At 61.4% G+C, this 24,495-nt stretch carries 19 protein-coding genes; 15 read left to right on the forward strand and 4 right to left on the reverse strand.

Annotation, left to right across the window (positions count from 1 at the left end; translation table 11 throughout):
- Window positions 1-45: 45 nt before the first annotated feature.
- Complete coding sequence (locus OG2516_RS16555; protein ID WP_007256932.1) at window positions 46-810, reverse strand: SOUL family heme-binding protein; 765 nt, start codon at window positions 808-810, stop codon at window positions 46-48.
- A 310-nt stretch (window positions 811-1,120) separates the two neighbouring features.
- On the opposite strand from OG2516_RS16555, the gene OG2516_RS16560 reads away from it, so the two are divergent.
- On the forward strand, window positions 1,121-2,176 hold the full coding sequence (locus OG2516_RS16560; protein ID WP_007256931.1) for a phospholipase D-like domain-containing protein: 1,056 nt from the start codon (window positions 1,121-1,123) through the stop codon (window positions 2,174-2,176).
- 163 nt (window positions 2,177-2,339) lie between these two features.
- Here the strand turns inward: OG2516_RS16560 and OG2516_RS16565 are convergent, their stop codons facing one another.
- From OG2516_RS16565 to OG2516_RS16575, 3 genes are all read right to left on the reverse strand, one after another.
- Window positions 2,340-2,957, reverse strand: a complete 618-nt coding sequence (locus OG2516_RS16565) for a hypothetical protein (RefSeq protein WP_007256930.1) — start codon at window positions 2,955-2,957, stop codon at window positions 2,340-2,342.
- A gap of 303 nt (window positions 2,958-3,260) precedes the next feature.
- Entirely contained in the window at window positions 3,261-7,490 is a 4,230-nt protein-coding gene (locus OG2516_RS19145) for a M10 family metallopeptidase C-terminal domain-containing protein (protein ID WP_007256929.1), read from the reverse strand.
- Window positions 7,491-8,003: 513 nt separating this feature from the next.
- The gene (locus tag OG2516_RS16575; protein WP_040616161.1) at window positions 8,004-8,609 is read right to left on the reverse strand and encodes a hypothetical protein; all 606 of its coding nucleotides are present in this window, start codon (window positions 8,607-8,609) and stop codon (window positions 8,004-8,006) included.
- 86 nt (window positions 8,610-8,695) lie between these two features.
- On the opposite strand from OG2516_RS16575, the gene OG2516_RS16580 reads away from it, so the two are divergent.
- The 14 genes from OG2516_RS16580 to OG2516_RS16630 all read left to right on the forward strand — a co-directional run bounded on the left by OG2516_RS16580 (window position 8,696) and on the right by OG2516_RS16630 (window position 24,485).
- Window positions 8,696-9,892 (forward strand): tyrosine-type recombinase/integrase, encoded by a 1,197-nt coding sequence (locus tag OG2516_RS16580; RefSeq protein ID WP_050769188.1) that lies wholly within the window; start codon window positions 8,696-8,698, stop codon window positions 9,890-9,892.
- Window positions 9,855-10,433, forward strand: a complete 579-nt coding sequence (locus tag OG2516_RS16585) for a hypothetical protein (RefSeq protein ID WP_040616163.1) — start codon at window positions 9,855-9,857, stop codon at window positions 10,431-10,433. The genes OG2516_RS16580 and OG2516_RS16585 overlap by 38 nt, the downstream gene beginning before the upstream one ends.
- 110 nt (window positions 10,434-10,543) lie before the next feature.
- Window positions 10,544-10,768 carry a helix-turn-helix transcriptional regulator gene (locus OG2516_RS16590; RefSeq protein ID WP_007256926.1) on the forward strand — a complete coding sequence of 75 codons (225 nt, stop codon included), beginning with the start codon at window positions 10,544-10,546 and terminating at the stop codon, window positions 10,766-10,768.
- A gap of 24 nt (window positions 10,769-10,792) precedes the next feature.
- The gene (locus OG2516_RS19745; RefSeq protein WP_083788628.1) at window positions 10,793-12,574 is read left to right on the forward strand and encodes a bifunctional DNA primase/polymerase; all 1,782 of its coding nucleotides are present in this window, start codon (window positions 10,793-10,795) and stop codon (window positions 12,572-12,574) included.
- A gap of 1,460 nt (window positions 12,575-14,034) precedes the next feature.
- Window positions 14,035-14,916 carry a hypothetical protein gene (locus OG2516_RS20065; protein WP_156799412.1) on the forward strand — a complete coding sequence of 294 codons (882 nt, stop codon included), beginning with the start codon at window positions 14,035-14,037 and terminating at the stop codon, window positions 14,914-14,916.
- Between the two features lie 93 nt (window positions 14,917-15,009).
- Entirely contained in the window at window positions 15,010-15,216 is a 207-nt protein-coding gene (locus tag OG2516_RS16595; protein WP_007256925.1) for a hypothetical protein, read from the forward strand.
- Between the two features lie 178 nt (window positions 15,217-15,394).
- On the forward strand, window positions 15,395-16,168 hold the full coding sequence (locus OG2516_RS20070) for a hypothetical protein (RefSeq protein WP_156799413.1): 774 nt from the start codon (window positions 15,395-15,397) through the stop codon (window positions 16,166-16,168).
- Window positions 16,161-19,514 (forward strand): DEAD/DEAH box helicase, encoded by a 3,354-nt coding sequence (locus OG2516_RS20075; RefSeq protein WP_156799414.1) that lies wholly within the window; start codon window positions 16,161-16,163, stop codon window positions 19,512-19,514. Before OG2516_RS20070 ends, OG2516_RS20075 begins: the two co-directional genes overlap by 8 nt.
- Window positions 19,515-19,811: 297 nt before the next feature.
- Window positions 19,812-20,732: a phage portal protein gene (locus tag OG2516_RS16605; RefSeq protein WP_083788629.1), complete on the forward strand. Its 921-nt coding sequence runs from the start codon at window positions 19,812-19,814 to the stop codon at window positions 20,730-20,732.
- Between the two features lie 38 nt (window positions 20,733-20,770).
- Window positions 20,771-22,183: a phage major capsid protein gene (locus OG2516_RS16610; protein ID WP_007256922.1), complete on the forward strand. Its 1,413-nt coding sequence runs from the start codon at window positions 20,771-20,773 to the stop codon at window positions 22,181-22,183.
- Complete coding sequence (locus tag OG2516_RS16615) at window positions 22,141-22,551, forward strand: phage major capsid protein (RefSeq protein ID WP_156799415.1); 411 nt, start codon at window positions 22,141-22,143, stop codon at window positions 22,549-22,551. Before OG2516_RS16610 ends, OG2516_RS16615 begins: the two co-directional genes overlap by 43 nt.
- Complete coding sequence (locus OG2516_RS16620; RefSeq protein WP_007256920.1) at window positions 22,551-22,769, forward strand: phage head-tail joining protein; 219 nt, start codon at window positions 22,551-22,553, stop codon at window positions 22,767-22,769. The genes OG2516_RS16615 and OG2516_RS16620 overlap by 1 nt, the downstream gene beginning before the upstream one ends.
- A 3-nt stretch (window positions 22,770-22,772) precedes the next feature.
- The gene (locus tag OG2516_RS16625) at window positions 22,773-23,102 is read left to right on the forward strand and encodes a DUF2190 family protein (protein ID WP_007256919.1); all 330 of its coding nucleotides are present in this window, start codon (window positions 22,773-22,775) and stop codon (window positions 23,100-23,102) included.
- Window positions 23,103-23,357: 255 nt separating this feature from the next.
- Window positions 23,358-24,485, forward strand: coding sequence for a tyrosine-type recombinase/integrase (locus OG2516_RS16630; protein ID WP_007256918.1), 1,128 nt, complete (start codon window positions 23,358-23,360; stop codon window positions 24,483-24,485).
- The last annotated feature ends 10 nt before the right edge of the window (window positions 24,486-24,495 follow it).

Raw genomic sequence — 24,495 nt, forward strand, 5'->3', positions numbered from 1 at the left:
CCACAGCCCGCCAGGTGCACATGGCAGGAGGGTGGGCCTCGTCCGCTACTGCGTGACGGGGGCGGCAGAGAGCACTGGGCGCTGAACCTCCCAGCGCTTTTCCGAGGGCGGCGTTTGAGGGCCGTCGTAGCCAGCGGTCACGAAAGGACCGGACGGCTCAAGACCGGACGCGTCGATGTAGTCGTTGATGGCCCGCTCGGCCGCTTCCACACGCTCGGCCGACCGCTCACCGACGAACCGAAGAGCCACCAGCGTCCGCTCCGGAAGGCGTGACAGGCGCACATCAGGGTCGAGCGGCTCCGGCAGGCTCTCCATCGTGTAGCTCGAGGGCATCATGAAGCGCACGATGTATCGCTCGTCGCCTGTGTCGGTCGCAGCGGTCGTCACGGGGGCAGTCATGGCGATCGTCTCACCTTCGCCTTCACCGCTTGCTTCCGGCGTCGCGGTCACCGGAGCGGTCATCGCGATCGTCTCGCCGCCGCCTTCACCGCTCGCGTCCGGCGTCGCGGTCACCGGGGCGGTCATCGCGATCGTGCCGCCAGGTGCGTTGCGCCCGAAGATGTAGCTTGCGAGCGGCTCGAAGCCTTTTGACGAGGCTTCGTCCCGGTTGCCGGCCTCCACTGTCACTTCAGCCACGATCATGGGGGCGTAGCGGCGCAACTCTATGGTATCACCCGGCGCCGCGCCGGCGGCCTCGGTGTCCAGGACCTCATAGTCGGGCGTCTCGATGTCCTCAGCGGCGTGGGAGGAGCCGGAGATGATGAAGCTCGCGGCGAGCCCGAGCAAGGCAGTGCGGGCAAAGTGCTGCATGGAAGGACCCCTTCAATCAGATGGAGAGCAGGCGTTGCCGGTGGCCGGTTCGGGCGCGATGGGAAGGCAGGTGCGCTGCATGTCGGGTAAGGGAAACTCGCGACGGTCCGCAACGTTCCGCGAGTCTGCCTGAGAGGTGTATGGGGGGAACATTGCGGAGCCGACCCCTCAGGCAGAGGCGCAGTCGAGGATGGCCGGCGGTGCGCGAGCTGCGGCGGGTTTGGCGGCGCCAAGCACGACGTTCGGCAGCGGCATCGAGCGGCGGTGGCGGTACCTGTGAACATCCTCCCGGCAACGGCGTTGCCCCCTCATGACTCGCGATGCTCAGGCCGAGAACGACCATGCGCGGTGGCCATGCGCCAATCCTGCCTGGAGCCTGTTCCACGACAACCAGGCCATCTGGGAGGCGGTCTTCCGGCAGTGCGAAGAAGCGCGGCATAGCATCGACATGGAGCAATACATCATCGGCAAGCAAGGCGTCGGGCGGGACTTGCTCAACCTGCTGGCGCGGAAGGCGCGGGAGGGGGTTGCCGTCCGGCTTCTCGCCGACGGGCTCGGCTGCCGCGGACTGGAGCGCAGCGAAGGCGGGCGGGCCCTGCGGCGCGCCGGTGGGCGCATCTCGATGTTCAATCCGTTGTCCGCCCTCCTGCGGCACCCGGTCTCCCGGGCCCCGCGCCTGCATCGCAAGACGCTGATCGTGGACAAGGCCCGCGTCATGGTTGGCGGCTCCTGCTACCAGGACCGAATGTCGACCTGGCGCGACACGATGATCCAGGTGGATGGTCCGCTTCCGCCTGCCATCACCTCGGCCTTCGACAGCGCCTGGCGCGGTGCGCGGAGCAACGTCGATGGCACGCCCCCGCTGGAGACGGACGGCGCGGCCCCCGACGGCTGGTGCTTCGCGGCGAGCGGACCGGGTCCTCACACCACGCCCGATCTGCGCAAGTGCCTGCCCGAGAGGATCGCGGCCGCCGAGGAGTCCGTGTCGCTGACGACGCCCTATCTGCTGCCCGACCGCCGCCTGAGGCGCGCCCTTATCGCCGCGGCCGGACGCGGCGTGAGGGTGCGCATCGTGATGCCGGCTCGCAGCGACCACCGGCCCCTCGACGTGCTCGGACACCGCTTCGCGCGGTCCTTGGCACGTCAAGGCGTAACGATCTGTTTCTACAAGCCCCGGATGCTGCACGCGAAGGTCGCGCTGATCGACGGCAACTGGTCGTCGGTCAGCAGCTTCAACCTCGACCTCTTCAGCGCCCGACTGAACCTGGAAAGCGGCGTGTTCGGCACCTCGGCGGCCCTCCACGACGCCCTCGCCGCGCAGATGGAGGCCGATGTGGCGTCGTCAGACCTGCTCGGAGGAGTTTGACCCAATCCCGCGCAAGCTCACGCTGGATGAACTGCTGCCTCGCCCCTCCGCTGTCACCCCGCTGGAGGATGCAGGTGACCTCAGCGTGCCGAAAGTGCGTTGAGCGCCGGGGGTGCGGGTTCAAGATCGACGCCGCCACGATACGTGGGGTCGGCCCCGCCCCCTATAGCTCCCCCTCGGTATCGAGCACCTTCATCAGGCCCCGACGGCGCCAGGGGGAGGTGATCTGTCGGGTCAGCACCCGCGAGGGCGTGAACGAGGCCCAGCCGTCCTCGTGGCGAATGTCGAAGCGCTTGTATCCGCCCTGGAGCCTGGTGGCTTGGTTGGAGGCAACGACGGCGGTGACGACCATCGCCGTCGCCTCGCCGAGATCGAACTCCGCGCCCAGCCGTCGGCCCGCCCGCTGCGCAAGCTCCCAGAAGCTGCCCACGTCGAGCGCCTCACCGCTGGCCAGCGGCCCCTCGTTGGTGCGCTGGAGCGGGTTGTCAGCGTCCTCCTCCGGGATCTCGTCGCGGTCGGTGACGACGGCGCGGTGCCGCTTGCCCTCAGCCTCGAGGTCTACCACGACGGCAACCAGGTAGACCGGCTCGGAGCCCATGTTGGTGACGATGCAGCGCGCCTTCTCGTCCTTGGCCGCGCCGCGGCTGATGTGGATGACCGAGCGGCGCTGACGCAGGAAGCCGACCAGGAACAACTGCAGGTAGAAGATCCAGATGAACACCATGAGCGCGTTCATCAGCGCGCCGAAGACGGCCGTGTTCTGCTGTAGCCACTCCCACATCGCGCTTCCGATGCATACTTCCGCCAGTCGGCCTCCTAACGGGCCCGCCTCCCATTCGGTTTCGTGAGCGCGAACTCTGCACCCGATCGCGCGCCGGCGACACTTGACCTGCTTACGCAGGCGGAACTGGATCCGTGACGCAGACGCACAGCTTCAGTGCCACTGCCGACAGGTGTTCCCCCGCCGTACAGAAGACGGCGCAGCTGCTTGCGGGCTGGAAGCAGGGCACGGCATTTTCCGTCGCCACGCGCACCGCAGCCCCGACCAACCGCGCCCGGTGGGCTCGGGGCCGCCACGCGGCCGCTACAACTCGAAAAAGTCTGCGGCCGTGAGCTGTCCTGCGGCGCCGTCAACGATGGCGAGTATCTCGCCATCATCGCGCACCACAGCAGCCCCCCGTCGCGCGTGGATCGACAGATCGTTGTAGGTCAGTTCTCCGGCGAGGCCGATCAGGTCGATGCCGTCCTCGAAGTCCCTGATCCTGTCAGCGTCACGCCAGTGCGATGCTCCATCCCCGAGCTTCAGGATGAAGCTGTCGGCGTCGGCACCTCCCACCAGATCGTCGGTTCCAGACCCGCCTCGGAGGAGGTCTTCGCCGTCGCCGCCCCGGAGCCTGTCGTCGCCGCGGCCGCCGTGGAGGAGATCGTCGCCATCGCCACCCTTCAGGACGTCCTCGGCATTGCCGCCGCGCAGCCTGTCGTCGCCCTTGCCGCCGAGGAGGAGGTCGTCGCCATTCCGGCCCTTGAGCCGGTCTTCTCCGTTGCGGCCGATCATCGTGTCGTCGCCGGCGCCGCCCCGCACGCGATCATCTCCCTCGCCGCCCACCAGACGATCGTCGCCGCTGCCACCGTGGAACCGGTCGTCACCCTTGCCGCCGCGTATCTCGTCGTCGCCATCGCCACCCCGCAGGCTGTCATCTCCGCTGCCGCCCCAGAGCCGGTCATCGGCCTCGCCGCCGTAAAGGACGTCGGCCTCCTGACCCCCACGGAGCGCATCACGGCCGTCTCCTCCGTCGAGCCGATCGGTCCCCGACCCGCCGAACAGGGAGTCGCCTCCGGCTCCGCCCGACAGCCGATCGGCCGCTGCGCCGCCGGAGAGCCTGTCGTCGCCCGCGCCGCCCGCGAGCCGGTCTCTCCCCGCGCCGCCGTCGAGGATGTCGGCGCCGGTGCCGCCCGCGAGCACATCGTCGCCGACGCCTCCTTCGAGAACATCGTCCTCGTCGCCGCCCGACAGGCGGTCGTCGCCAATGCCACCGGCGAGGCTGTCGCGGCCGAGCCCGCCGGTGAGGCTGTCGGCCCCGGTGCCGCCCGAGACCAGATCGTCGCCGTCGCCGCCGTCGAGGAGGTCGTCGTCGTCGCCGCCCCTCAGGTCGTCGGCGTCCGCGCCGCCAGCGAGGATGTCGCGGCCAGCGCCGCCGACGAGCGTATCGATCCCGTCGCCCCCATCCAAACTGTCTTCCCCGAGGCCGCCGAACAGGTTGTCGGCGCCCGCACCGCCCTCGAGAGCATCGCTGCCGAGCCCGCCGGTCAGGACGTCCTCGCCCTCGCCGCCCGACAGCACATCGTCCTCGGCGCCCCCGTCGAGAACGTCGTCGCCGTCGCCGCCCGACAGGCTGTCGCGTCCCGAACCGCCGTTCAGCGTGTCGTCGCCACCGCCGCCGTCCAGGAGGTCGTCGTCGAGGCCGCCCGTCAGGCTGTCGGCGTCCGCGCCGCCCGCGAGGATGTCGCGGCCAGCGCCGCCGACAAGGCTATCGATCCCGTCGCCCCCATCCAGTCTGTCTTCCCCGAGGCCGCCGAACAGGCTGTCGTCGCCCGCACCGCCCTCGAGAGTATCGCTGCCGAGCCCGCCGGTTAGGACGTCCTCGCCGTCGCCGCCCGACAGCACATCGTCACCGTCGCCCCCGTCGAGCACGTCGTCGCCGGCCCCGCCGTCGATCGTGTCGTTGCCGAGTTCGCCCCGCAGGCTGTCATCGCCGTCCCCGCCGCTGAAAATGTTGTCGGCCGCGTTGCCGGTGACACGGTCGTCACCGGAGCCGAGCGAGGCGTTCTCGATGATGGTGCCGGCAGCGATGGTGTAGCCGCCTGCGATCCCCTCGACCGCCGAGAGATACCCGCCACCGCCGTGCTCGTAATCCAGCGTCGCGGCCCGGAGGTCCACCACCGCGTCGCTCGCGCCTTCATAGGCGATCGCGTCGATGCCGCCCGCGTCCCAGATCGACGTCCATGTCGTCCCGACGGCGTTCTGGTCCGGCAGGACGTAGACGTCGTCTTCGAGGCGGGCCGTGGTGTTCGCGCCGTACTTGTGCTGGAGCGCGGCGATGTCGAGGGCCATGGGCCCGGCTTCGTAGCCGTAGTAGGAATAGCTGGGCAGGTCCGATCCCAGCGTCGCATCGGGGTAGGACTGGAGGCCGCGGTTGAGCGACATTGCGGTATAGATGCCCTGCGCGAGGTCGGCGTCACCGAGTTCGTCGTAGTACCCGAACGGGCCGGGCTCGAGGCCCTGCAAGATGTTGTTCTCGTGAGGATGATCGAGACGCAGGCCGGTCAGGATGGAGACGAGCAGGTCGACATGGCCCCAGGCCCCCGGCTCCATCCACGGGTCCTCCGCGCTGGGCTGGAAGTCGCCCCGATCCATGATGAGGCCGCGTCCCTCCGCGAGCGGTTGGAACACGGTTTCGGTCTGCTCGGAGCCCGCATCGACGTCGGCGTTGCGGACCATGAGGAGATCGGCCGCGCGCAGGTCGTCCACCGGCTCGAAGCGCAGATCGGCGACGGTTTCGATCGACGAGAACAGGCCCTCGATCAGGTCGACCTGGTAATCGGTGAAGCCGAGAGTCGCATAAGCTTCGAAGTAGTAGGGATTATAGAATTCGTCGGAGGCGTCGACGAGATGATACCGGATCGTCTGGCTCGGCACCGCGCCACCGCGGTCGAAGGCGGCCAGCACTCCGTCCGTCGCCGGGCTCTCGGCGAGCTCGGTCAGCACCACGTCGTAGTCGCCCGTGAAGGCGCCGAAGGCCTCCGCCTCGAGAAAATACGTGCCCGATTGCTGGACCTCGAACTCGATGTAGGGCGCATTGGTCTCGACGTCCGCGAGGTAGATCGTGTCGTAGACGATGTCGGTCGAATAATTCAGCGGACGCCGTACGCCGTCCGGTCCGATCAGGGTCGCCATCATGCCGGACTCGGCCTCGCCCGGAATCATTAGGCTGTAGAGAACGCCAGCGTCGAGCTCCATGGCCAACCAGTCGACGTCGCGCGACAGCTCGATCGAGCCGAAGGTCGGCTCGTCCAGCAGGACTTCCCCGGTGGTCGCGGCATCCGCGGTGTAGTCGTCCTCGACGGAGAATACATCGACCTCGAACGCCCCCTTGTAGGGACCGCGCGCGGACGCCTCGATGAAGTAGACCCCGCCCGTCTCGGCGACGAAGCCGAGCTGCGCCTCCCCCTCCAGTCCGAACTCGCTGACGATGCTGGTGCCGTCCGGGCCGAAGAGCTCCAGCCGAGGGGAGCTGATCCCGCTGATCAACCCGTCATGCGGCGCGAACATCGAGAACAGGTATCCTTGGCCCGCCTCGAGCTCGACCGCCAGCCAATCGGTGTCGCCGACGAAGTCGATCGTCCCGGTCGCCGTCTCCGCCTCCGACAGCGTCCCGACCGTGGTCGCATCCCCGGCGAAGTCGTCGGCGATCGGATCGCTGAGCGAGACGGTGTACTGCCCCTTGGGATACCCCTCGAGCACCGCCCAGAGCGGACGGTCCGTCGCCACTTCGAAGTAATAGGTTCCGGTCGCCTCCGGCGTGAAGCCGAGCCGGCTGCTGTCGAAGGCGGGCCCGTTCCAGTAGCTCTCCTGCGCCAGCCGGTTGCCGGCGGCATCGTAGAGCGCGGTGACCGGAAACCGCAGATTGCCGAACTCGGTATCGTAGTCCGGGTGGTCGGCGGCCCGATGGATCGAGTCCACCTGGAGCTCGTAGTTCTTGCCGGCCTCCAGCTTGACGGCGAACCAGTCGCGGTCGTGGGCGACCTGGATGACCCCGCCGCTCTCCCCGCCGACGGCGATGCTGCCGGTTGTCGCTATGGTGTCGGAGAAATCGTCCGCCACGGGGGTGGCGACGGAGACTGTGTAGCTGCCGATGCCCGACTCGTTCACGGTCGTGGTCGAGCCGCCGACGAGGATGTAGTAGGTCCCGGAAACCGTCGGCACGTAGCCGACCTCCGACATCTGCGTCAGCGGCGAAGACGCCACCGGCAGCAGCTCGCCGCCCGACGCGTCCATCACCAGTTGCGTCTCGTCGGCGGTGAACAGGCCGAGGATGGAAGACGTCAGGTACTGCGGATTGTCCGAGCGGATGAACGGATCGGGCAGGACCTCCCCCGGCGCGCCGGGCCCGACCTCGATCGTGTAGGCCTGCCCCGCCACCAGGTCGACGGCGAACAGGTCCAGATCGCCCCGCTCTTCGATATTGCCGCCGGTGGAGCCGCCGACCCCGACCCGCCCGCTCGTGGTGAGGTCACTCGCATAATCGTCAGCCATCGAATTTTTCCATTAAGGATGCAGCAAAAAAGAACATTTGGTGCCTCCGGTCTTAGGCTGGCGGGTTTGACCTGTCCATAAAATATGACGAACACGACATGGACAGGTCGCTTCGCGAGGGTCGGCGAGGACTGCCGACGAATCCTCCCGACGCTGGGCTCCGAACGCAGTCTCGAAGCAGCTCGAGGACGGGCGGCGCAGCTCCCGCTCGCCGGGAGGGGCGAGCCAGTGGTTGGTCCGGGCCGGAGCGCAAGCGTCCGGCACCCGTAGAAAATCTTGAATGTCATGGTGCCCGGGGGCGGAATTGAACCACCGACACGAGGATTATCAATTAGCCTTATGATCCGCAGGCACCGCCTCAGGATCGCTCAACGCGTAACGTAGTCGATTGCAAACCTTGCCTTTTAAGCTTGGCAGATCGTCTCGGTCCGTCTCGCGCCGAAGCATTCAAGCACGCTGCTCCTGCTACCCCAGCGATACCCACGCACTCAAGAGTGTGTCTTGCCTGTTCACTCACGCATTGACCAGATCGGAAAGGTAGCCGTCCGTTCCAGAGAAGTAGCCGAAGACGCCGTTCATCACATCCCGGAGACGCATCAAGTCCATTCGGGCGTTGGCAAGGGGAACCGGAATGCCACGGTTGTCGCGCGGATACCTATAAGAAAAGGACTTGGGATCGACGTTCCCAAACTCAGCTATAACACCGCCAACAATTTGATCAGCCTGATCCGGGTCATCAGTGCCGAAGCCGTCCAAGACCTTCACAAACTCAGGCCATAGCTTCTCAAAATCATGGGAATTCCAAATCTGCTCGACCCCGACGTGATGACCGTACACGTTGATGATATACTTCAAATTCAACTCCAACGCGTGGCGGTAAAGAAAAACGATTGGAAAAATTAGGAAATCAGCCTCGCGAAAGTCCTCTATGGCTTGCTCCACAAGGGCGTCGGCGGAACGCCTGTAACCCTGCATCATTAGCACAAACCGTGAAAAGTCGTTCTCAGCTATTACGGCATGATGCTCACCGTCTTCGGGCAATTCGAAGGGATCATCGCCAAGTTGCGGCCAGCGAAACCCCGTGCCGACCATATCTTCGAATGTTCGATGCTTGGCCAAGACGGTGCTCCGTTCTGATCATATCTATTGCAAACCATCTAGGGTTGTCCCTGACGCGGATCACCCGCCCAGCTTATCATGGGCTTATGAAACGTAAACTCACCGCCAAGCTCATCGAAGGCCAGAGGCCAAACCCGTCGAAACGGCTCGATTTCCGTGACGAGTTGATGCCGGGTCTCGTTCTGCGCATCAGCAAGTCCGGCACCAAGACGTTCTGTCTGCATAAGCGCATCAACGGCACGATGCCTCGCCTGACCATCGGACGGTACCCCATCATGTCGCTGGCCGAAGCGCGCGAACGGGTGCGGCAGGTTCTCTACGCCATCGAGACAGGTCGGTTCGAGGATATCCCCGGCATCGAGGTCGAAACCAAGCCCACGCTGGGCGACGTGATCCCCGACTACATCGAGAAGCACGCCAAAGTTCACAACCGCGACTGGAAGCGCAAAGAAGCGCTACTGGCGAAGTTCACCGCCTTGCATGGCAGACGGATCGACGAGATCAAGCGCGCTGATGTCGTTAAAGCCTGCGACGTGATCCACAGCTCTGCCCCGGTCAGCGCGAACCGAGCCCTAGCCCACCTAAAGCACCTCATGGGCTGGTGCGTCGAGCGCGGCATGATCGACGCCTCCCCCATCGCCGGGATGAAGCCGTTGTCGAAGGAGCGGTCGCGCGAGCGAGTGCTAACGGACGATGAGCTAGGGGCGCTGTGGGCGGCCTCCGACGCCGAAGGCTATCCGTTCGGGGATTGCATGAAGCTGCTAATTCTGAGCGGCCAGAGACGCGCTGAGGTCGCGGAAATGCAGTGGTCGGAGCTCGACCTGGAGAGGCGCCTTTGGACTCTGCCTTCGCAGCGGGCAAAGAACGGCAGGCAGCACACCGTACCGCTCACCGACGCGATGCTGGACTTACTACGCGGGGTGCCGAGGTTCCTCGGTTCCGACTTCGTGTTCACGACGACCGGTAGATCTGCCGTCTCGGGGTTCGGTCGCCTGAAAGACCGGCTCGACCGCACGCTCCCGGAAGGCACCCAACCGTGGATCATTCATGACCTGCGCCGCACGATGTCCACGAACATGGCGATGATGGGCGTACCACAGCCCGTGACCGAGGCGCTGCTGAACCACAAGACGGGTGTGGTCTCAGGCGTGGCAGCGATCTACAACGTCTACTCATATGCAGACGAGAAGCGAGCTGCGCTGGACGCGTGGTCTCGGAAGCTAACGCAGCAGATTGAAGCGCTCGATGTCAAACCTCACCTCGGACCCCTTCGTCGAGCCTAGGGAAGCCTTCGATCTGGTGGGGAGAACAGCCTACGAGGACGACTGGAACGCTACGTGGATTGACGACCCCGACGCAGACGAGCACCGAGAGGTTCGGTTAATACTGCGGAACGCGCTGAAGAGCGGCCAGGTCAGAGCTCATTGGTCTACCACGGACTTTTCGTTCGACGGCGATCTCCTCCCAAGGGACGTTGATGAGTTCTTCCAGATCCTGCTTCGTGAAGACCGAGTTTTTCACGCGCGGGCGAACCAGCCGGTCTACTGCAAGATCCACCGCGACGACCTGAGCGGCTGGATGCGGAGCCATGAGGAGCGGTCGTTTACCACCCAGCGGGCGAAAACCCAATGTCTAGCATGGCTCGTTGAACAGCTTAGAGACCAGAGCTACTGCCCCACGTACGAGGAGCTACGAGCAAAGGCGAAGACGAAATTTTCGTCCCTGTCCCAAAGGGCGTTCAAAGAGGCTCGAGAGGAAGCCATCAAGAAGACGGGGCGCGAAGACCTGAGCAGACCCGGTCGTCGCAAAAAAACCAATCAGTGAGCGATCTGATTACCGCTCAGTTTTAGTAGTCAAAGCCGCTTATTACGTTCAGCTCATCGGTCGATGAGACGGAATACGCATTCCTTCACCACAAGCTGAAGGAAGATAAGATGACTTTCGACACCGGTCGCAAGACCTTAGCCACGCGCGACGACTTGAAGCGCCTTGGCATCCAAGCCAGCAACACGACCTTACTCCGCTGGGAGGCGCGCGGTCGCTTTCCCCGGCGCGTGAGACTCGCGGGGACGAGCGTGGCATGGCTCTCCAGTGAGCTTGAGGACTGGCTAGCAGAGCGCGCCGCTGAGCGCTCGCGCACCCACTACGCCGAATACTGATCCACCCGAATTAGGAGAAATGAGATGCCGAAAGCATTTCGCTTCGAGGGTGACATGTTGTCGTCTTCGACCCTCAAATCCGCACTTGCGTGGGCGCAACGTGGAGGCAAAATCGTTGCCCTCCATGGCATTAGCGACAGCGGAAATTGCACATGTGGCAAGCGCTGCAAGAGCCCGGGAAAGCACCCCATCGCGAAGTTGTTTCCCAAGGGGCAACATAGCGCCACAGACAGTCCTGCCATGATTCGACGAGCCTTCGAGCAATACCCATCGGCAAATGTCGGCGTCGTGCTCCCTGAAGGCGTGGTAGTGCTTGACGTTGATGGACCCGAAGGGGTCGAGACCTTCACGAAACTGAATTTGCCAAAGACTTTTTCCGTCAAAACCGGACGCGGCGAACACCATTATTATAGCACCCGTGAGCCCTTGCCGAAAAGTAGAGCTCATCTTGCGGGCATCGACATCAAGGATAGCGTCAGCGGATATATCGTGGTGGCACCCAGCATGCACAAGTCTGGGCGACGATATCGCGTGCAGAAGAAGAAAGGCAAAGTAGTTGCCCCTATTGTCGAGCTGACCGACGAATTTCGGCGCTCGCTGGCTCGCCAACCCACTCCTTCAGTAAAGGTCAAATTGAAGACCTCTATTAGGCAGGGTAACAGAAACGATCAGCTGACGAGTATTGCCGGCTCATTGCGTTTCCGCGGCCTTGAGCAGTCGGCCATTTCGTCAGCACTTCAAGCCATCAACAGTATCTCTTGCAGCCCGCCTCTGGACTCCGAAGAGGTCGAGCGCATCGCCTTAAGCATCGACCGTTATGCGAGTGGGCACGACGAGGCCTTCGGTTGGCTAGGGGATGTTGAAGAGTCGGAGCCGAAGTTCCTTCACTACCCCTACATCGTGCAAGGGGCGCTAACCGTACTTGATGGAAACATGGGGCAGGGCAAGTCGACGTTCACGTGCGCCATCGCGGCCGCGGTGACTACTGGAAAACCGTCGCCCTTCGCCGACCGAATTGAAAAGGGTTCGGTCCTCTTCATGTCCGCCGAAGACGAACCCTCGCGAGTCTTGAAACCTCGCCTGATTAAAGCAGGCGCCGACGTCTCTAAAATTCGGTACCAAGAGGAGCCGTTTAGCCTAGACACTAGGGGCCTCGCCCTACTTCAACATGAGCTGACAGCAAATACCCCAGCTCTCGTCATCATCGATCCTATTATCGCCTTTATGAAGGAGGGGACCGACGGCAATAATGCGACCGAGACCATGCACTTCATGGTCCAGATCGACCGGCTGGCGCGCGAATTCGACACTGCAATCTTGATAGTGCGGCACCTGCGGAAGGCACGTGCGGATCACGCAATGCACCAGGGTATAGGGTCGATTTCGATCTCCGCCCGCGTTCGCTCGGGCTTAATCCTCGCCCCGCATCCCGACAACCCACGCCTACGCGCTGTCGCTCATTCCAAATCGAACTATGCGGAACCCGGACCGACCATCGTATTCGAGATGGTGAGCACTGGTCCGAAGTCGCACCCTCGTGTTGACTGGCGTGCCGTGGAACCGGGACTGACCGCGGATGAATTGCTAGCACCACCAGACGCCGAGCGTGGACGGCCGCCCCGCGAACGGGACAAAGCAAACGTGTGGCTGGAGGGCATACTGCGAAAAGGTGCGGCAAAGAAGAAAGACCTCGACCGTTGGGCCCAAGCAGAAGGCATCTCGCTGCCCACGTTACGGCGAGCGGGCGAAGAGCTGGGGGTCATCAAGGCTAAGGACGGTAAGGTCTCCGTCTGGTCGCTGCCCTGAGCCTCAGCAACTAGCACTTGTTCAAAATCACCGCACGTGTGCGACTTTTGAGCAAGTGCTTTTTCGTCAAGGGCAAGCCGCCGTCACGGCCTGCCTCGAAGCTGCTAGCTACCGGCAAGAAGCTTCAGCGGTGAGAAGCCTCAACACACTCCTAAGCGCGCCAATCAGGCCGTAGCGCAAACGCCTGCAGCGGCCTCCGCCTTAACGAAACGAACCTGAGCGTCGGCCGACCCTCCTCAAAGCTATTTCCCCGCAATGGCCGGCACCGATGCCGCACTCACCGCGTGGAGCTCTCGAACCCTCGACCGCTGTGCGGGCCGTGGATGCGCTCCGTCGCCATCGGTCCTCGGCACCCACTCAACATCGACTCGCGCACCAGCGAGCCGCTCACGGCCTCCAGGAGGGCACCGCGGCGCGGCACTGCAGGTGTCTACCGAAGTGCTCGACCTTGGGATCGAAACCGGGCGACAGCCTTGGGCATCCACCCTTCAGGTGCACTGGTCCGCCCCCATGACCGGATGCTTCTTCCAAGGTCTTGCGCCTGAAGCTGGCCCTTACTCCTCAAGTCCCCGAGGCCGAGGCCGTCTCAGAGCGACCCGTTGACTATCTATCAGTCTGTCGGATGCGAGCCGGAGCCAATTTGCCGAGCCTTTTTCATGCGGTTCCCGTTCCCACTGGGGGTCAGTATCGTGCGCCGGGTTCCACTCGGGTGGCAAACTGCTTTGGTGGAGGTGCCGGCGGTCATCCCTGCACCCACCCCTTGCGATGGTAGTGGCGCAGCACGATGGCGCGATTGAATAGGGGAAAGCCGACCCACAGGCCGTTCGCCGTGATCAGCGAAAAGATCGCTCACAGGAACATGCCCTTGAACAGGTAGTAGAACGGGCCGAACAGCAGGCACCACAGGCCGTGCCAGTTGCCAAAGATGTTTTCGTCTGGCCGTTGAAGGCCCGCTTCGCGCGTATCTCATGCCGATATCCTTACTGGCTGGTTTCAATGCCAGCGCAATAAGATCGTGGACTGTCACCCGTCAGGGTGCTTCCCGTGCCGGCAAGGAAGACCAAAGGGGGAGCAATGCGTCCGTGCAGGTGCCGGGATGATCGCCATGAGCGCGCCGCACAGCGCGCCAGCCAGTATTGCGACGGGATCACCATGCCCGAGGCACGCCCCGGCGCTCCTGGCTCAACGCCGCCGCGCGCGCGTTTCGCTCTCGATCCTCGGGGTTAGTTGCAGTTGCCAATCATGCGCCACGTAACTCGCAAGCAAGAGGATGCACGTAATGAAGCATACCCCTTCGGTCCGAGACATTGGAGGTGGCCGCTGCAGGCTTGATTCCTATGCTACAGCCCGTAAGGTGACCTTGCGTCGTAAGCTCACGGTGAGCCCCGCCTTCAAATGGCTCTAGATGCTCTTTTAAAGCGGACGGGCGCGTTCGATTCGCGCGCGGCGTCAGGACTACTATGTATGAATTAAACAGAACTCATGCCCGTCGGGCGTTCAAGGACTTGCTGGGTCAAGCCAACCATTTTTTGATTACCGTTCTAGTTGGTCTGGATGGCGTTCGCTCAGGGAAAGTCGACATTAGTTCTGAATTCCGAACATCGTGGAACCCCCAGAACGTAAAGCGATCAGCAGAGAGGAGCCGTGTCTTCGTACTTGATCTCGCTCTCATTCGTGCAATCGACGCTCTCGACACTTTCATGATGATGTCAGCAAGAAAGCCATCAGCTATTGCAGACAAGGAATTTCGTGCAGCATTAGATGGAACAGGTCGCAGCGTGGCAAGGCGCCTTGACGTATTTGATGAAAACCTACCCCCACTGAAGCAGCAGCACAAAGCTGCATTGCTGGTTGCCATTCAGTGGAGAAATCAAAGAGTACATTCGCTTTCAGATGATAAACTCGAAAAGAGTACCTTTCGAATACTGAGAGATCACGCGGATTGGTTTGCCTCAGGCTATAGCGGATTAACCATTGGTGATTTCATCAGCAACTTCAAGGCTGGCGAGGCCCCTACGTTTAAGGAGGCAGCTTCAGTCATCCGTCTCACACATGAAGCAGTCGCGCATTATGATGAACACCTACTCGAAGACCTCCCAGTAGAGCGATACCTAAAAGTTCTACTCGGAGAGCTGTTGAGTCAAGGAAACGCTGATCCTTCAAGAGCCATAAAAAAGACATGGGGGCACCCCTCCAAAAAGGAAACGAAGGTCATTCGACTGTTGCGGATGATCGGAGTAAATGAGACGCCAGAAGTCTGCGGACGAGAAGTGCCCAAAGAATTTGTAGAGAGGCTCGTTTCATTGGAATGCGACGAAGTTCTTCAATTTATAGACGCTTGATTGCCCCAACGCGTCATGTTCGTTCTAGGGTTATCCCTGACACGCTCTGGCCTTGCATCTTATCGATCTTCATCAGCAACTTAGGAGATCGACATGACTGATATCGTGACGCTCAAGACCATCTGCGACGAACTGAAGATCGACCCGCGCGAGGCCCGCGAACGCCTGCGCGCCGCCGCCAGCGACGCCAAAACGAACCCTGAACTGGCGAAGGCGCGGAAGCCGCGCACCCCGTGGCAATGGGTGAAGGGGTCACCCGCCGAAAAGGAAGCACGCGCTGTGTTGAAGCCAACGGGCTGAGGAGCCTACATTCTGCCACTTCGCGGCAAGAGGCGCTTTCATTAACCCTAGGCGTGCACTACGGTGAGCGAAAACGCTCGGGGCCCTAATGCCAATTACCTTTCAGAAAACGGACCTTTCACCTACTTGCAACTTCTCAGAATGGGCGGTCATTGATGAAGACCGCCTAGTTCGCACGTTGGCATGGCTCTACCTGCGGAAGCCAAAACATGCGGTTCAGATAATCAATCAATTAGAGCCAAGCAGAGCTGGTTTTCCGGGGAAAGTGTTCGAGAATGCGATTTCTCTTCTTTCCATAAGGCTCGCGGACATTGCAACGGACCTTTCAGGCGCCGACCCGGAAAAGGAAAAAACGGCCAACAACAAGAAAAACAAGCGTATCGAGCAACGCGACGGCTTGCTGTTTCAGCATCTTTCGTGGGTTGCAGCATCTATCGACATGCCAGCCGCCCTCGCTACACCACCTCATGTTCGCAGGGCAGACAAGGGTTTTGACGGCCTGCTTGTGAGCATCCAAGACGCATCCGGTGAAATTTCGAGAGTGGTGCTTTGCGAGGACAAAGCATCAATAAATCCTAAGAGCCTCGTTCAGGGTAGCGTTTGGAACGAAATCGACGGGATCGTTAACGGGAATAAGGATCTCGAACTTTTAGATGCGATCACTGCTATTTTGAGGGAACAGGCAGGCCTAGGAGCCGACACGCAGGAGGAGTTACTGGAAGCACTGATATACGAGCGAACGAGGGCATTTAGGGTCGCAGTTACCGCCATGCCAGAAAATGCGGACGCGGGTGGCTACCAACATATTCTTAAAGACTTTGACAAACACGCTCTCGGTGCGGAAACCGTACGGTTGGCAGAAGTCCTACCATCCGTTGATACGCGATCATTTTTGAAAGCTTTGGCGAGAAAGATCAGGAGAGAAATAAAGAGGATCGCAGATAATGTTTGATCCGGTAACAGAGGAGTTAATCGCAGGATCGCCAGATCTGAAAAGCTTGAGTGCGTCGGAACTGGTTGAGTTACTCACGTCTGCCAGCGTAGAAATAGCGACCGCACGGCTTCTAGCAGACAGCTTGGAGGCGCTACCGGACGAATTGATTGCCGTTAGGTCTAAGATGAGTCGATTGGCAGATGTTTTTGAGGCTCAAGTTGCTTTGGGTGTAAACCCGGAACGCTTACGCTCAATTGCATTCGTTGCGGGATCTGCACGTCAAATCGTTGACCGAATAGATCGGCTAATCCTGACTGAAGAGAACCAAAGCCTTCTTAGTGAGGATTGCATCGGGCCTGAGATCGCTTCCTCCTTGCTTTTTCTGGCTTCTGAACGGTTTTCCGATGCGGCGGAGGTCGGTCGCGGTATCAGAGCAACTGGTGAAGAAAATGCACTTAGGCGACTGTTGATCCTGACGCTCGGCCGTCTTGCACGGGGGCAATACGAAGACATCTCCAACACGGAAATCGAACAGGTAGATGCTGGCTCGGAAACAAGTGAGGCAATTGCCACTGATCTGCTTTATAGGGAAATTCTCCGGTCGCTTATTACGTTCTCGAAATTCTCGGTAGGACATTTGGAGCCAGCGGCTCTTGAAGACGTACACTCGAATCTTCAACGAGTTATCTCTCTAGCGGGACCTTTGTCAGAGAGTTTGGAAGGTGTGGCTGACACTCCGATTGTTGCGTTGACCACTTTTCCCGGACCGCACCATCTCGCTTCCCTTTTGCGCAGTGCCCTCGGAGCCGTGGCTGACAATCTATTGGTTAGCATTCCGAACCCGAATGGCACTGATCACGGAGCTTGGCGTGACTGGATAGTCCGGGAGGCCAAGAGATGGCCTCTAATCTGGGAGAACCACAAAGCTGCTATTGCAACTGGTTTCTTAGATGTGGGCTCTTCCATGATCATGACTACACCAACTGGCACAGGTAAATCTACCCTATCTGGCTTGAAGATTGCGGCGACGTTGGCGTCAGGAAAATCCGTCCTTTATCTGGCACCGACCCACGCGCTCGTCTCACAAGTAGAGTTTGATCTCAATGAACGTCTCTCAGAGCTAGCTGTAGCCCAAAGCCTTGACGAGCTTACCTTGGACGAGACAGTGGAAAGACTGCCCGACATTGCTGTCATGACGCCTGAGAAGTGTTTTGCTCTTCTGACCTTTGCACCCCATCTTTTTCAAAACGTTGGTCTGTTGGTGTTCGATGAATTTCACCTGATGAGCGCCGCCATCGATCCTACTTCTCCCACCGGAATTCGAGCTGACCGGAGAAGCATTGACGCTATGCTTTGCTTCTTGCAATTCGGTCAGATCAATGCAAGTGCCGATTATTTGCTACTTTCTGCGATGATCTCCAACGGATCAAAGCTGAAAGACTGGCTCGAAGATCGAATTGGTCGTCCTTTCGTGGCCTTTGACTATGAGTGGAAGCCGACACGCCAGCTCCGAGGATGTGTAGTGTATTCACACACAGACCTGAGAAATTTCACTACGCAATTGAACAATGGCGTCACCCCAGAAGTGTTGGCCATTCCCTACGGCTTGTTCTCGTTAGACTCGAACTGGCTACCACAGCCCGGCAGTTCGAGTGCCCTGAAGCCCCTCTCGGACTCCCCGATGCCGCTAGGCGTTGGGGGGCCCAACAAAACCGGATACCGCTGGCTTACCTCGAACCGCAACGAGGTGGCCGCAGAACTGGCAGTCAAGCTTGCGCAGCATGGCATCAAGGTTCTTGTGTTCTGCGAAAGCATCAACTTCACAATATCAACGGCCAACAAGATCAACGCGCAGTTCTCTGCTATCGAACCGACATTTACCGCTGATCAGTCCGTTTTGAAGGAAACTGCAATTGAGGAGATAGGCAAAGTAGAATCCATCTATGACGCAGGGAGCAAAATTGCGGCGGTCCACCATGGTGAGCTTCTTCCTTTTGAGCGCCGACTTGTTGAGGGCTTGTTTCGGTCCAAAGAAAGCGGCCTAAACGTGCTTGTTGCGACATCCACACTTGCGCAGGGGCTAAACCTTCCCTGTGATGCCGTAATTCTCGCCGGGACCGACCGACTAGACCCCGAGACTGAAAAACGAAAAAACATGCAAGAGCATGAAATTCTGAATGCATTGGGGCGCGCAGGCCGCGCTGGTCATGCTTCTACGGGTTTAGCTCTAGTTGTCCCCGGCAATCCGGTTCCTTGCGATTTGAACACTTACGTGCCCCGAGAGACCGTGGTCACCAGTATGGTTCTCTCGTCCAAAGACAGATGTGTTCCCCTTATTGATCCGCTTTGCACATTACTTGACGAAATAGAGGTAGAGGCCACCGAGCGTCCCGTCGCTGAGTACCTCGCGCGAAAACTCACTGTATCATTGAAGCCAAACGAGGATGGGACAACTCCTTTTCAGCTTCTAACTTCTCGGTCTTTTGGATACTTCCAGAAGCGGTCTGCCGACGCCGCAAACGCGGATGCATGGCTGTATGGTCGCAAACAGAAACTTGAACAAGTGCTGTCTGACACCGAACCAGAAACTCCTGCTACATGGCAAGAGGCGCTCGCCGCGAAAACGGGGGCAAGCCTCAAGTTTGTCCGCAAGCTCGAAAGTGCACTTCCGTCAGCACCATGGCTATCCGTTCAGGCCATAGATTGGGCGATATGGGTATTGGATCAGTTCGACCCCAAGGAGGAAGACTTTGACGCATTATTCAGGCCCGAGGGCTTGGAGAAGATATTTGCTAGAGCATACAAGAACCAGAATGATCAAGTGGCAAAGCGGACTGTGGCACTCGCTGGCATTCGCGAGGTCCTTTCAGACTGGTTTGACCAGAAGACTCTATTGGAACTGGATGCAACAATATTGGGTTTCATTGTGAAAAACGAAGCTCCGGTCAAGATACCCACCAAGTCCGACGGGATGGCGAAGTTCGCGAGGCGTTTTTCGAACCGCTTTGCGTCCGAGATTAGCTTCGTTATGAGTGCGTTAGCGCAGTTGGTAATAGAAATTGAACTTGCCACTGGCACGGACCTTGCGCCGATGCCGGGCTTCCTACCACAACTCGTTCGTTTCGGCTTCCCAACACCCTATCACTTTGCGGTTAGCCGGGAGCTATCCACGTCAGCGCGCATCGAAGTGCAAAAGCAATACGAAGGTATCTCGAAGTATATCATACATGACCCTTCCGACGACTGGGATGCTGTACGAGCTAAGGTATCAGACGCGATGGCTGTATCGCTTTTCACAGACATCGGTGAAGATGACCTTGAGGCTCTGGAAGAGTTGTTTAAGAAGGATAGTGACTCGGATTGAGTATGATTACGCAGGAAGCGCAGGACCAAGAGCCGGTGCAGATGGCCGCCGCATCGTTCAAAATGTTCACGGCTATCTCAAGGCTGTATCTGCTGCGGCAACGAGACGTCGCCAAGGGCGTTCTGTTCATCGTTGGGCTCGTAGGTTGTCCAGTAATCCAACCAATATCCTTGAAGATTACTCCCAGCTTCATGGACGCCCCGCAGCACTAGGTGTGAGGAGTCTTGACGATTGCTAGTCTTTGAAGCTTCGGGAACAGCCCGCTACCCAAATGATACCCACAGGCTTCTTTGAAGGCTGAGGTTAACCGCCGGATGGCAGGTTCCAGCGGAGTTCGTAGACGAGGCGGACACGCGCGAGCTGACCGACGGTTACGTGGTGACTGGTGTCGAGTACGACAGAGACGGCACCCGCCGCGCCTACCACGTTCGGCCCCAGCGGCCGACCGACCTCTTCTCGGGCGCTCACGAGTCTATCCGAGTTCCCGTCGAGGACATGATCCACGTCTTCCGTCCGCTCGGCCCCGGGCAGGTGCGCGGGGTGTCGCAGCTCGCACCCGTTCTCTCCACTCTCTCCGAATACGACCAAGCCAGCGACGCGCTGCTGGTCGGCCTGAAAGTGGCGGCCATGCATGCGGGCTTCATCGTGGATGCCAACGGCACCGGGGGCGGGGTCTACGACGGCCATCCCACCGAGGGCGGCATCACCGAAGTGGGGCTGGAACCCGGCGCGATGTACCGGCTCGGTCTCGGCGAGGACGTCCGCTTCAATACGCCCGATCAGGCCAAAGACTCCGCCGCACTCCTGAAGACCATGCGCCAGCAAATCGCCGCCGGGCTCGGCGTTCCCACGCACCTGCTGGACGGGGATCTCAGCGACGCGAACTACAGCTCGCTCCGTGCGGGCCTGCTGCCGTTCCGGGCCAAGGTGGAGCAGTTCGTCTACCACACGCTGGTCCCGCAGTTCCTCGACCCGACCTTCCGCCGCTTCGTGACCGACGAATACCTCGCCGGGCGGCTGAACATTACCAACCTCGCCCCGGCCCTGACGGCCGAGTGGCTGCCGCCGCGCCATGCACAAGTCGACCCGCAGAAGGACATGGCCGCTGCCGAGGCCGCCCTGCGTTTGGGCCTCACCAGCCGTCGTCAGGCCGTGGGGCAGATGGGCTGGAACGTGGCCGAGCTGGACGCCGAGAATCGCAGCCGACCGTGCCCGTGAAGCCAGCCTCGGCCTCAACTTCAGTGTAGGGGGCACCGATGCCGCTGGATGATCCGATGATCCGAGCCGCCGCCACCCGGCCCAACTCCTACGACCCGGAGACGCGGACGGTATCGGCGGTCATTGCCACGGATCACCCGGTCACGCGGCGCGATGCCCGTGGTCCATTCCTCGAAATCCTGACGGCCGACACGCTCGACAGCTCGGCCGCAGAAGGTCTGCCCGTCCTAGACAGTCACCGGATTGCCAGTGTCCGTGACCAGATTGGGCGGGTTCGGTCCATCGCCGTGGAGGGTCCCTCTGTCCTCGCCCTCCTAGAGCTGACGTCTGCCGAAGATGCTGCGCCCATCGTGCAGCGGATCGCGGACGGCACCGTGAGCGGAGTCAGCATCGGCTATCGCGTCACGGGATGGACCGAGAAATTCTCGCCAAGAGGCCGGACGAAGAGCCCGACCGGCTGGCGGATCACCGAAGTCACTCTGACTTCCAACCCGGCCGACCCCACGGCCCGCCTGAGGCAGAAGGAAAACGATATGCCCGATACCATCGAAACCCTCTCGGCCGACGAGGCCGAGCCCCAGCGCCGGAGAGACATCCGGGGTCTGGTCCGCTCTGCCGGGCTCGGCCCGGAAGTGGCCGACGAGCTCATCGACCAGAACGCCGACATGACCGCTGCGAAGGCGGCTGATTGGGACGCCATGGAGAGCCGCCGCCGCTCGGCCCCTGTCATCCGCACCCACGCACCCGCAAACGATGACCCCGCCGTGATCCGCCAGCGTCGCGAAGAGGCACTGCACGTTCGCATGGCGGGGGGAGAACCCGCGCCCGAGGTCCGGCCCTACTTAACCGAGTCCTTCCTCGACATGGCTCGCGATAGTCTCGCCCGGGCGGGCGTCTCCACGCGAGGCATGACGGCCGACGAGACCTTCACCCGGGCGGGCGAGCACACCACGTCTGACTTCCCGCTGCTGGTTTCCAACGCCATGGGCAAGTCGGCCCTCGCCAGCTACCACGCCGCCGAGAGCCCGCTGAAGCGTCTCGGTCGCCAGCGAAGCCTCAGCAACTTCAAGACCGCCACGTCGATCCGGCTGGGCGAGATGGGGCGGCTGGAAGAGCTGGGCGAGTCCGGTGAAATCACCCACACCAGCCGGGCCGAGAACGGCGAGACGATGCGCCTCAAGACCTACGCCCGGGGGCTGAACGTCTCGCGCCAGCTCCTGATCGACGATGACCTCGGAATGCTCGGCGACATGACCGCTGCCTTCGGCGAAGCTGCGGCGCAGACCGAAGCGGACATCATGGTCGACCTCATCACGGGCAACCCGGACCTCAGCGATGGCGTGGCTGTCTTCGACGCCACCCGTGGAAACCTCGCCGGAACCGGCCTCTCGCTCGGTTCGGAGGCGACATGGCGGCGCTGGAAGCTGCACGGAAATCCATGCGCGGCGTGACCGGGCTGGATGGCAAGACGCTCATCAATGTCACGCCCAAGTTCCTGCTGGTCGGGCCGGAGCTGGAGTCGGCGGCCGAACGGCTGCTGGCCTCGATCTACCCCGCAACGGTGGACGACGTGAACGCCTTCGGCTCCAAGCTGAGCCTGCTGGTGGAGCCCCGCATCACCGACGAACGCTGGTACGTCTTCGCGGACCCGGCCCGCCTCGCTGCGATCCAATACGGCTACCTCAGCTCGGCTCAGGGCGTGCAAATCCAGCGCGCCGAGGCATGGTCCACGCTGGGGCTGAAGTTCCGGGCATGGCTCGACTTCGGCGCGGGCTGGCTCGATTGGCGGGCTGCCTACCTCAACGAAGGGGCCGCCTGATGGCCCTGACGGTGCCCGAGCTGACCGCCGCCCGTGACGCGCTCCTGAGGGCGCGCGCGGACGGCGTGCGGCGCTACAGGGACCAGAACGGCGAAGAGGTCGAATACCGCTCCGACAGCGAAATGGCCCGCGCTCTGGCCGCCCTGGACTCGGAGATCGCCCGGGCCGCCTCGGCCCGGCCGACGACGCTCCGCTTCATCACCACGAAAGGACTCTGAACCATGAAGACCTATGTGCAGCCCGGCGAGCGGATCACCGTGACCGCCGCAGCCGCCGCCAGCGCCGGAGACGGCGTCCTTATCGGCAACCTCTTCGGCGTGGCCTTCGGGGACGCCGAGATCGGCGACAGCCTCACGCTGGCCACCACGGGCGTCTACACCATGCCCAAGGTGAGCACCGACGCCTTCACCGTCGGGGCCGTCGCCTTCTGGGACGATAGCAACGGCGTCGTCACGACCGATGACGATACAGGCAGCAACGCCCGGATCGGCCTCGCCGTGACCGCCGCCGGGAACCCCAGCGCCAGCGTCAACGTCCGGCTCGACGGCTGAGACGATGCCCGAAGTCCTCGCCCAAATTACGAGAGCCCCCCTGCCGCCGCCGACGCGGCGGGGGCTCAATCGTGAAGAGGCGGCAGCCTACATCGGAGTTGGTACGTCGAAGTTCGACACGATGGTCTCGGACCGGCGGATGCCGAAGCCCAAGAAGATCGACGGGCGGCGGGTTTGGGATGTGCGCTCTTTGGACCTTTTTTTGAAGCCTTGCCCGGCGGAGAAGACTCGGACCAAAATCCTTGGGACAACTAGATGCCCGAGGATTCCATGCAATTGCGATTGAAGTATGTGGTCGAAGACGTCGACCGGCACGGCAACGTGCGCCTCTACTACCGCCGCAATGGCACTAAGACCCGCTTGCGCGGGCCCGTCGGCTCGCCCGAATTCCTGATTGACTACCGCCGAGCCGCTGCTGGCCCAAAAGAGGTTCGGGGCCACAAGGCCCGTGTGGGACGCGTGGTGCCTCGCAGCCTCAAATGGCTTTGTGTCCAATACTACAAGAGCGCCATGTTCACTGAGCTGGACCCTCGGACGCAGAAGGTCCGCCGCTCGATCCTTGAACGGTTCTGCGAGCACAAGAACGATGGGGACAAGCCATTCGCCCTTCTATTGCCGCGCCACATCCGCGTCCGGCGAGACGAGATGGCCGACCGACCCGAGGCGGCCAACGGCATGGTGAAAGCCCTTCGCCAGCTCTACCGCTACGCGCTTCGCTACGACCATCATGACGATAACCCGGCAGACAAGGTGGAATACCTGAAAGGCGAACCGGACGGATTTCACTCGTGGACGCTCGCCGAGATCAAGAAATTCGAGGATGCACATCCGGTTGGCTCCCCTGCCCGCCTTGCCCTGGCACTCGCACTATACACCGGTCAGCGCCGCGCCGATCTCGTCACGCTTGGCAAGCAGCATGTCCGCGATGGTTGGCTCATTTTCACCCAGCACAAAGGTCGGAACCGCAAGCCGGTGCGCCTAGAGATCCCGGTGATCCCCGAGTTGCAGCGAATAATCGACGCCACCCCGACGGGCGATCTGAATTTCCTTGTGACCGCCTTTAATCGTCCGTTCACGTCGAACGGCTTCGGCAACCGATTCCGTAAGTGGTGCGATGATGCTGGGCTTCCGAACTGCTCTGTCCACGGGCTCCGAAAAGCCGCCGCGGCGCGTCTGGCCGAACTTGGCTGCACGGAGCAAGAGATCATGGCGATCACCGGCCACGCCACCAGCAAGGAAGTCACTCGATACACCCGTGCGGCGAGTCAGAAGACCCGCGCCGAGAGCGCGCTTCGCCGCTTCACTGAAGAACAAAACTCGGACAAAAGTGTCCCACTTTCGACGGCGGTTGTTTCGGGCGGGACAAAATCGCATCCTAACTGATTGATTATAA

It is taken from the genome of Oceanicola granulosus HTCC2516 (assembly GCF_000153305.1).
GTDB classification, from domain to species: domain Bacteria; phylum Pseudomonadota; class Alphaproteobacteria; order Rhodobacterales; family Rhodobacteraceae; genus Oceanicola; species Oceanicola granulosus.

Coding starts and splice junctions, on each gene's coding strand:
- OG2516_RS16555 (WP_007256932.1), bottom strand. CDS start 810: ATGCAGCACTTTGCCCGCACTGCCTTGCTCGGGCTCGCCGCGAGCTTC.
- OG2516_RS16560 (WP_007256931.1), top strand. CDS start 1,121: ATGACTCGCGATGCTCAGGCCGAGAACGACCATGCGCGGTGGCCATGC.
- OG2516_RS16565 (WP_007256930.1), bottom strand. CDS start 2,957: ATGTGGGAGTGGCTACAGCAGAACACGGCCGTCTTCGGCGCGCTGATG.
- OG2516_RS19145 (WP_007256929.1), bottom strand. CDS start 7,490: ATGGCTGACGATTATGCGAGTGACCTCACCACGAGCGGGCGGGTCGGG.
- OG2516_RS16580 (WP_050769188.1), top strand. CDS start 8,696: ATGAAACGTAAACTCACCGCCAAGCTCATCGAAGGCCAGAGGCCAAAC.
- OG2516_RS16585 (WP_040616163.1), top strand. CDS start 9,855: ATGTCAAACCTCACCTCGGACCCCTTCGTCGAGCCTAGGGAAGCCTTC.
- OG2516_RS16590 (WP_007256926.1), top strand. CDS start 10,544: ATGACTTTCGACACCGGTCGCAAGACCTTAGCCACGCGCGACGACTTG.
- OG2516_RS19745 (WP_083788628.1), top strand. CDS start 10,793: ATGCCGAAAGCATTTCGCTTCGAGGGTGACATGTTGTCGTCTTCGACC.
- OG2516_RS20065 (WP_156799412.1), top strand. CDS start 14,035: ATGTATGAATTAAACAGAACTCATGCCCGTCGGGCGTTCAAGGACTTG.
- OG2516_RS16595 (WP_007256925.1), top strand. CDS start 15,010: ATGACTGATATCGTGACGCTCAAGACCATCTGCGACGAACTGAAGATC.
- OG2516_RS20075 (WP_156799414.1), top strand. CDS start 16,161: ATGTTTGATCCGGTAACAGAGGAGTTAATCGCAGGATCGCCAGATCTG.
- OG2516_RS16610 (WP_007256922.1), top strand. CDS start 20,771: ATGCCGCTGGATGATCCGATGATCCGAGCCGCCGCCACCCGGCCCAAC.
- OG2516_RS16615 (WP_156799415.1), top strand. CDS start 22,141: ATGGCGGCGCTGGAAGCTGCACGGAAATCCATGCGCGGCGTGACCGGG.
- OG2516_RS16620 (WP_007256920.1), top strand. CDS start 22,551: ATGGCCCTGACGGTGCCCGAGCTGACCGCCGCCCGTGACGCGCTCCTG.
- OG2516_RS16625 (WP_007256919.1), top strand. CDS start 22,773: ATGAAGACCTATGTGCAGCCCGGCGAGCGGATCACCGTGACCGCCGCA.
- OG2516_RS16630 (WP_007256918.1), top strand. CDS start 23,358: ATGCCCGAGGATTCCATGCAATTGCGATTGAAGTATGTGGTCGAAGAC.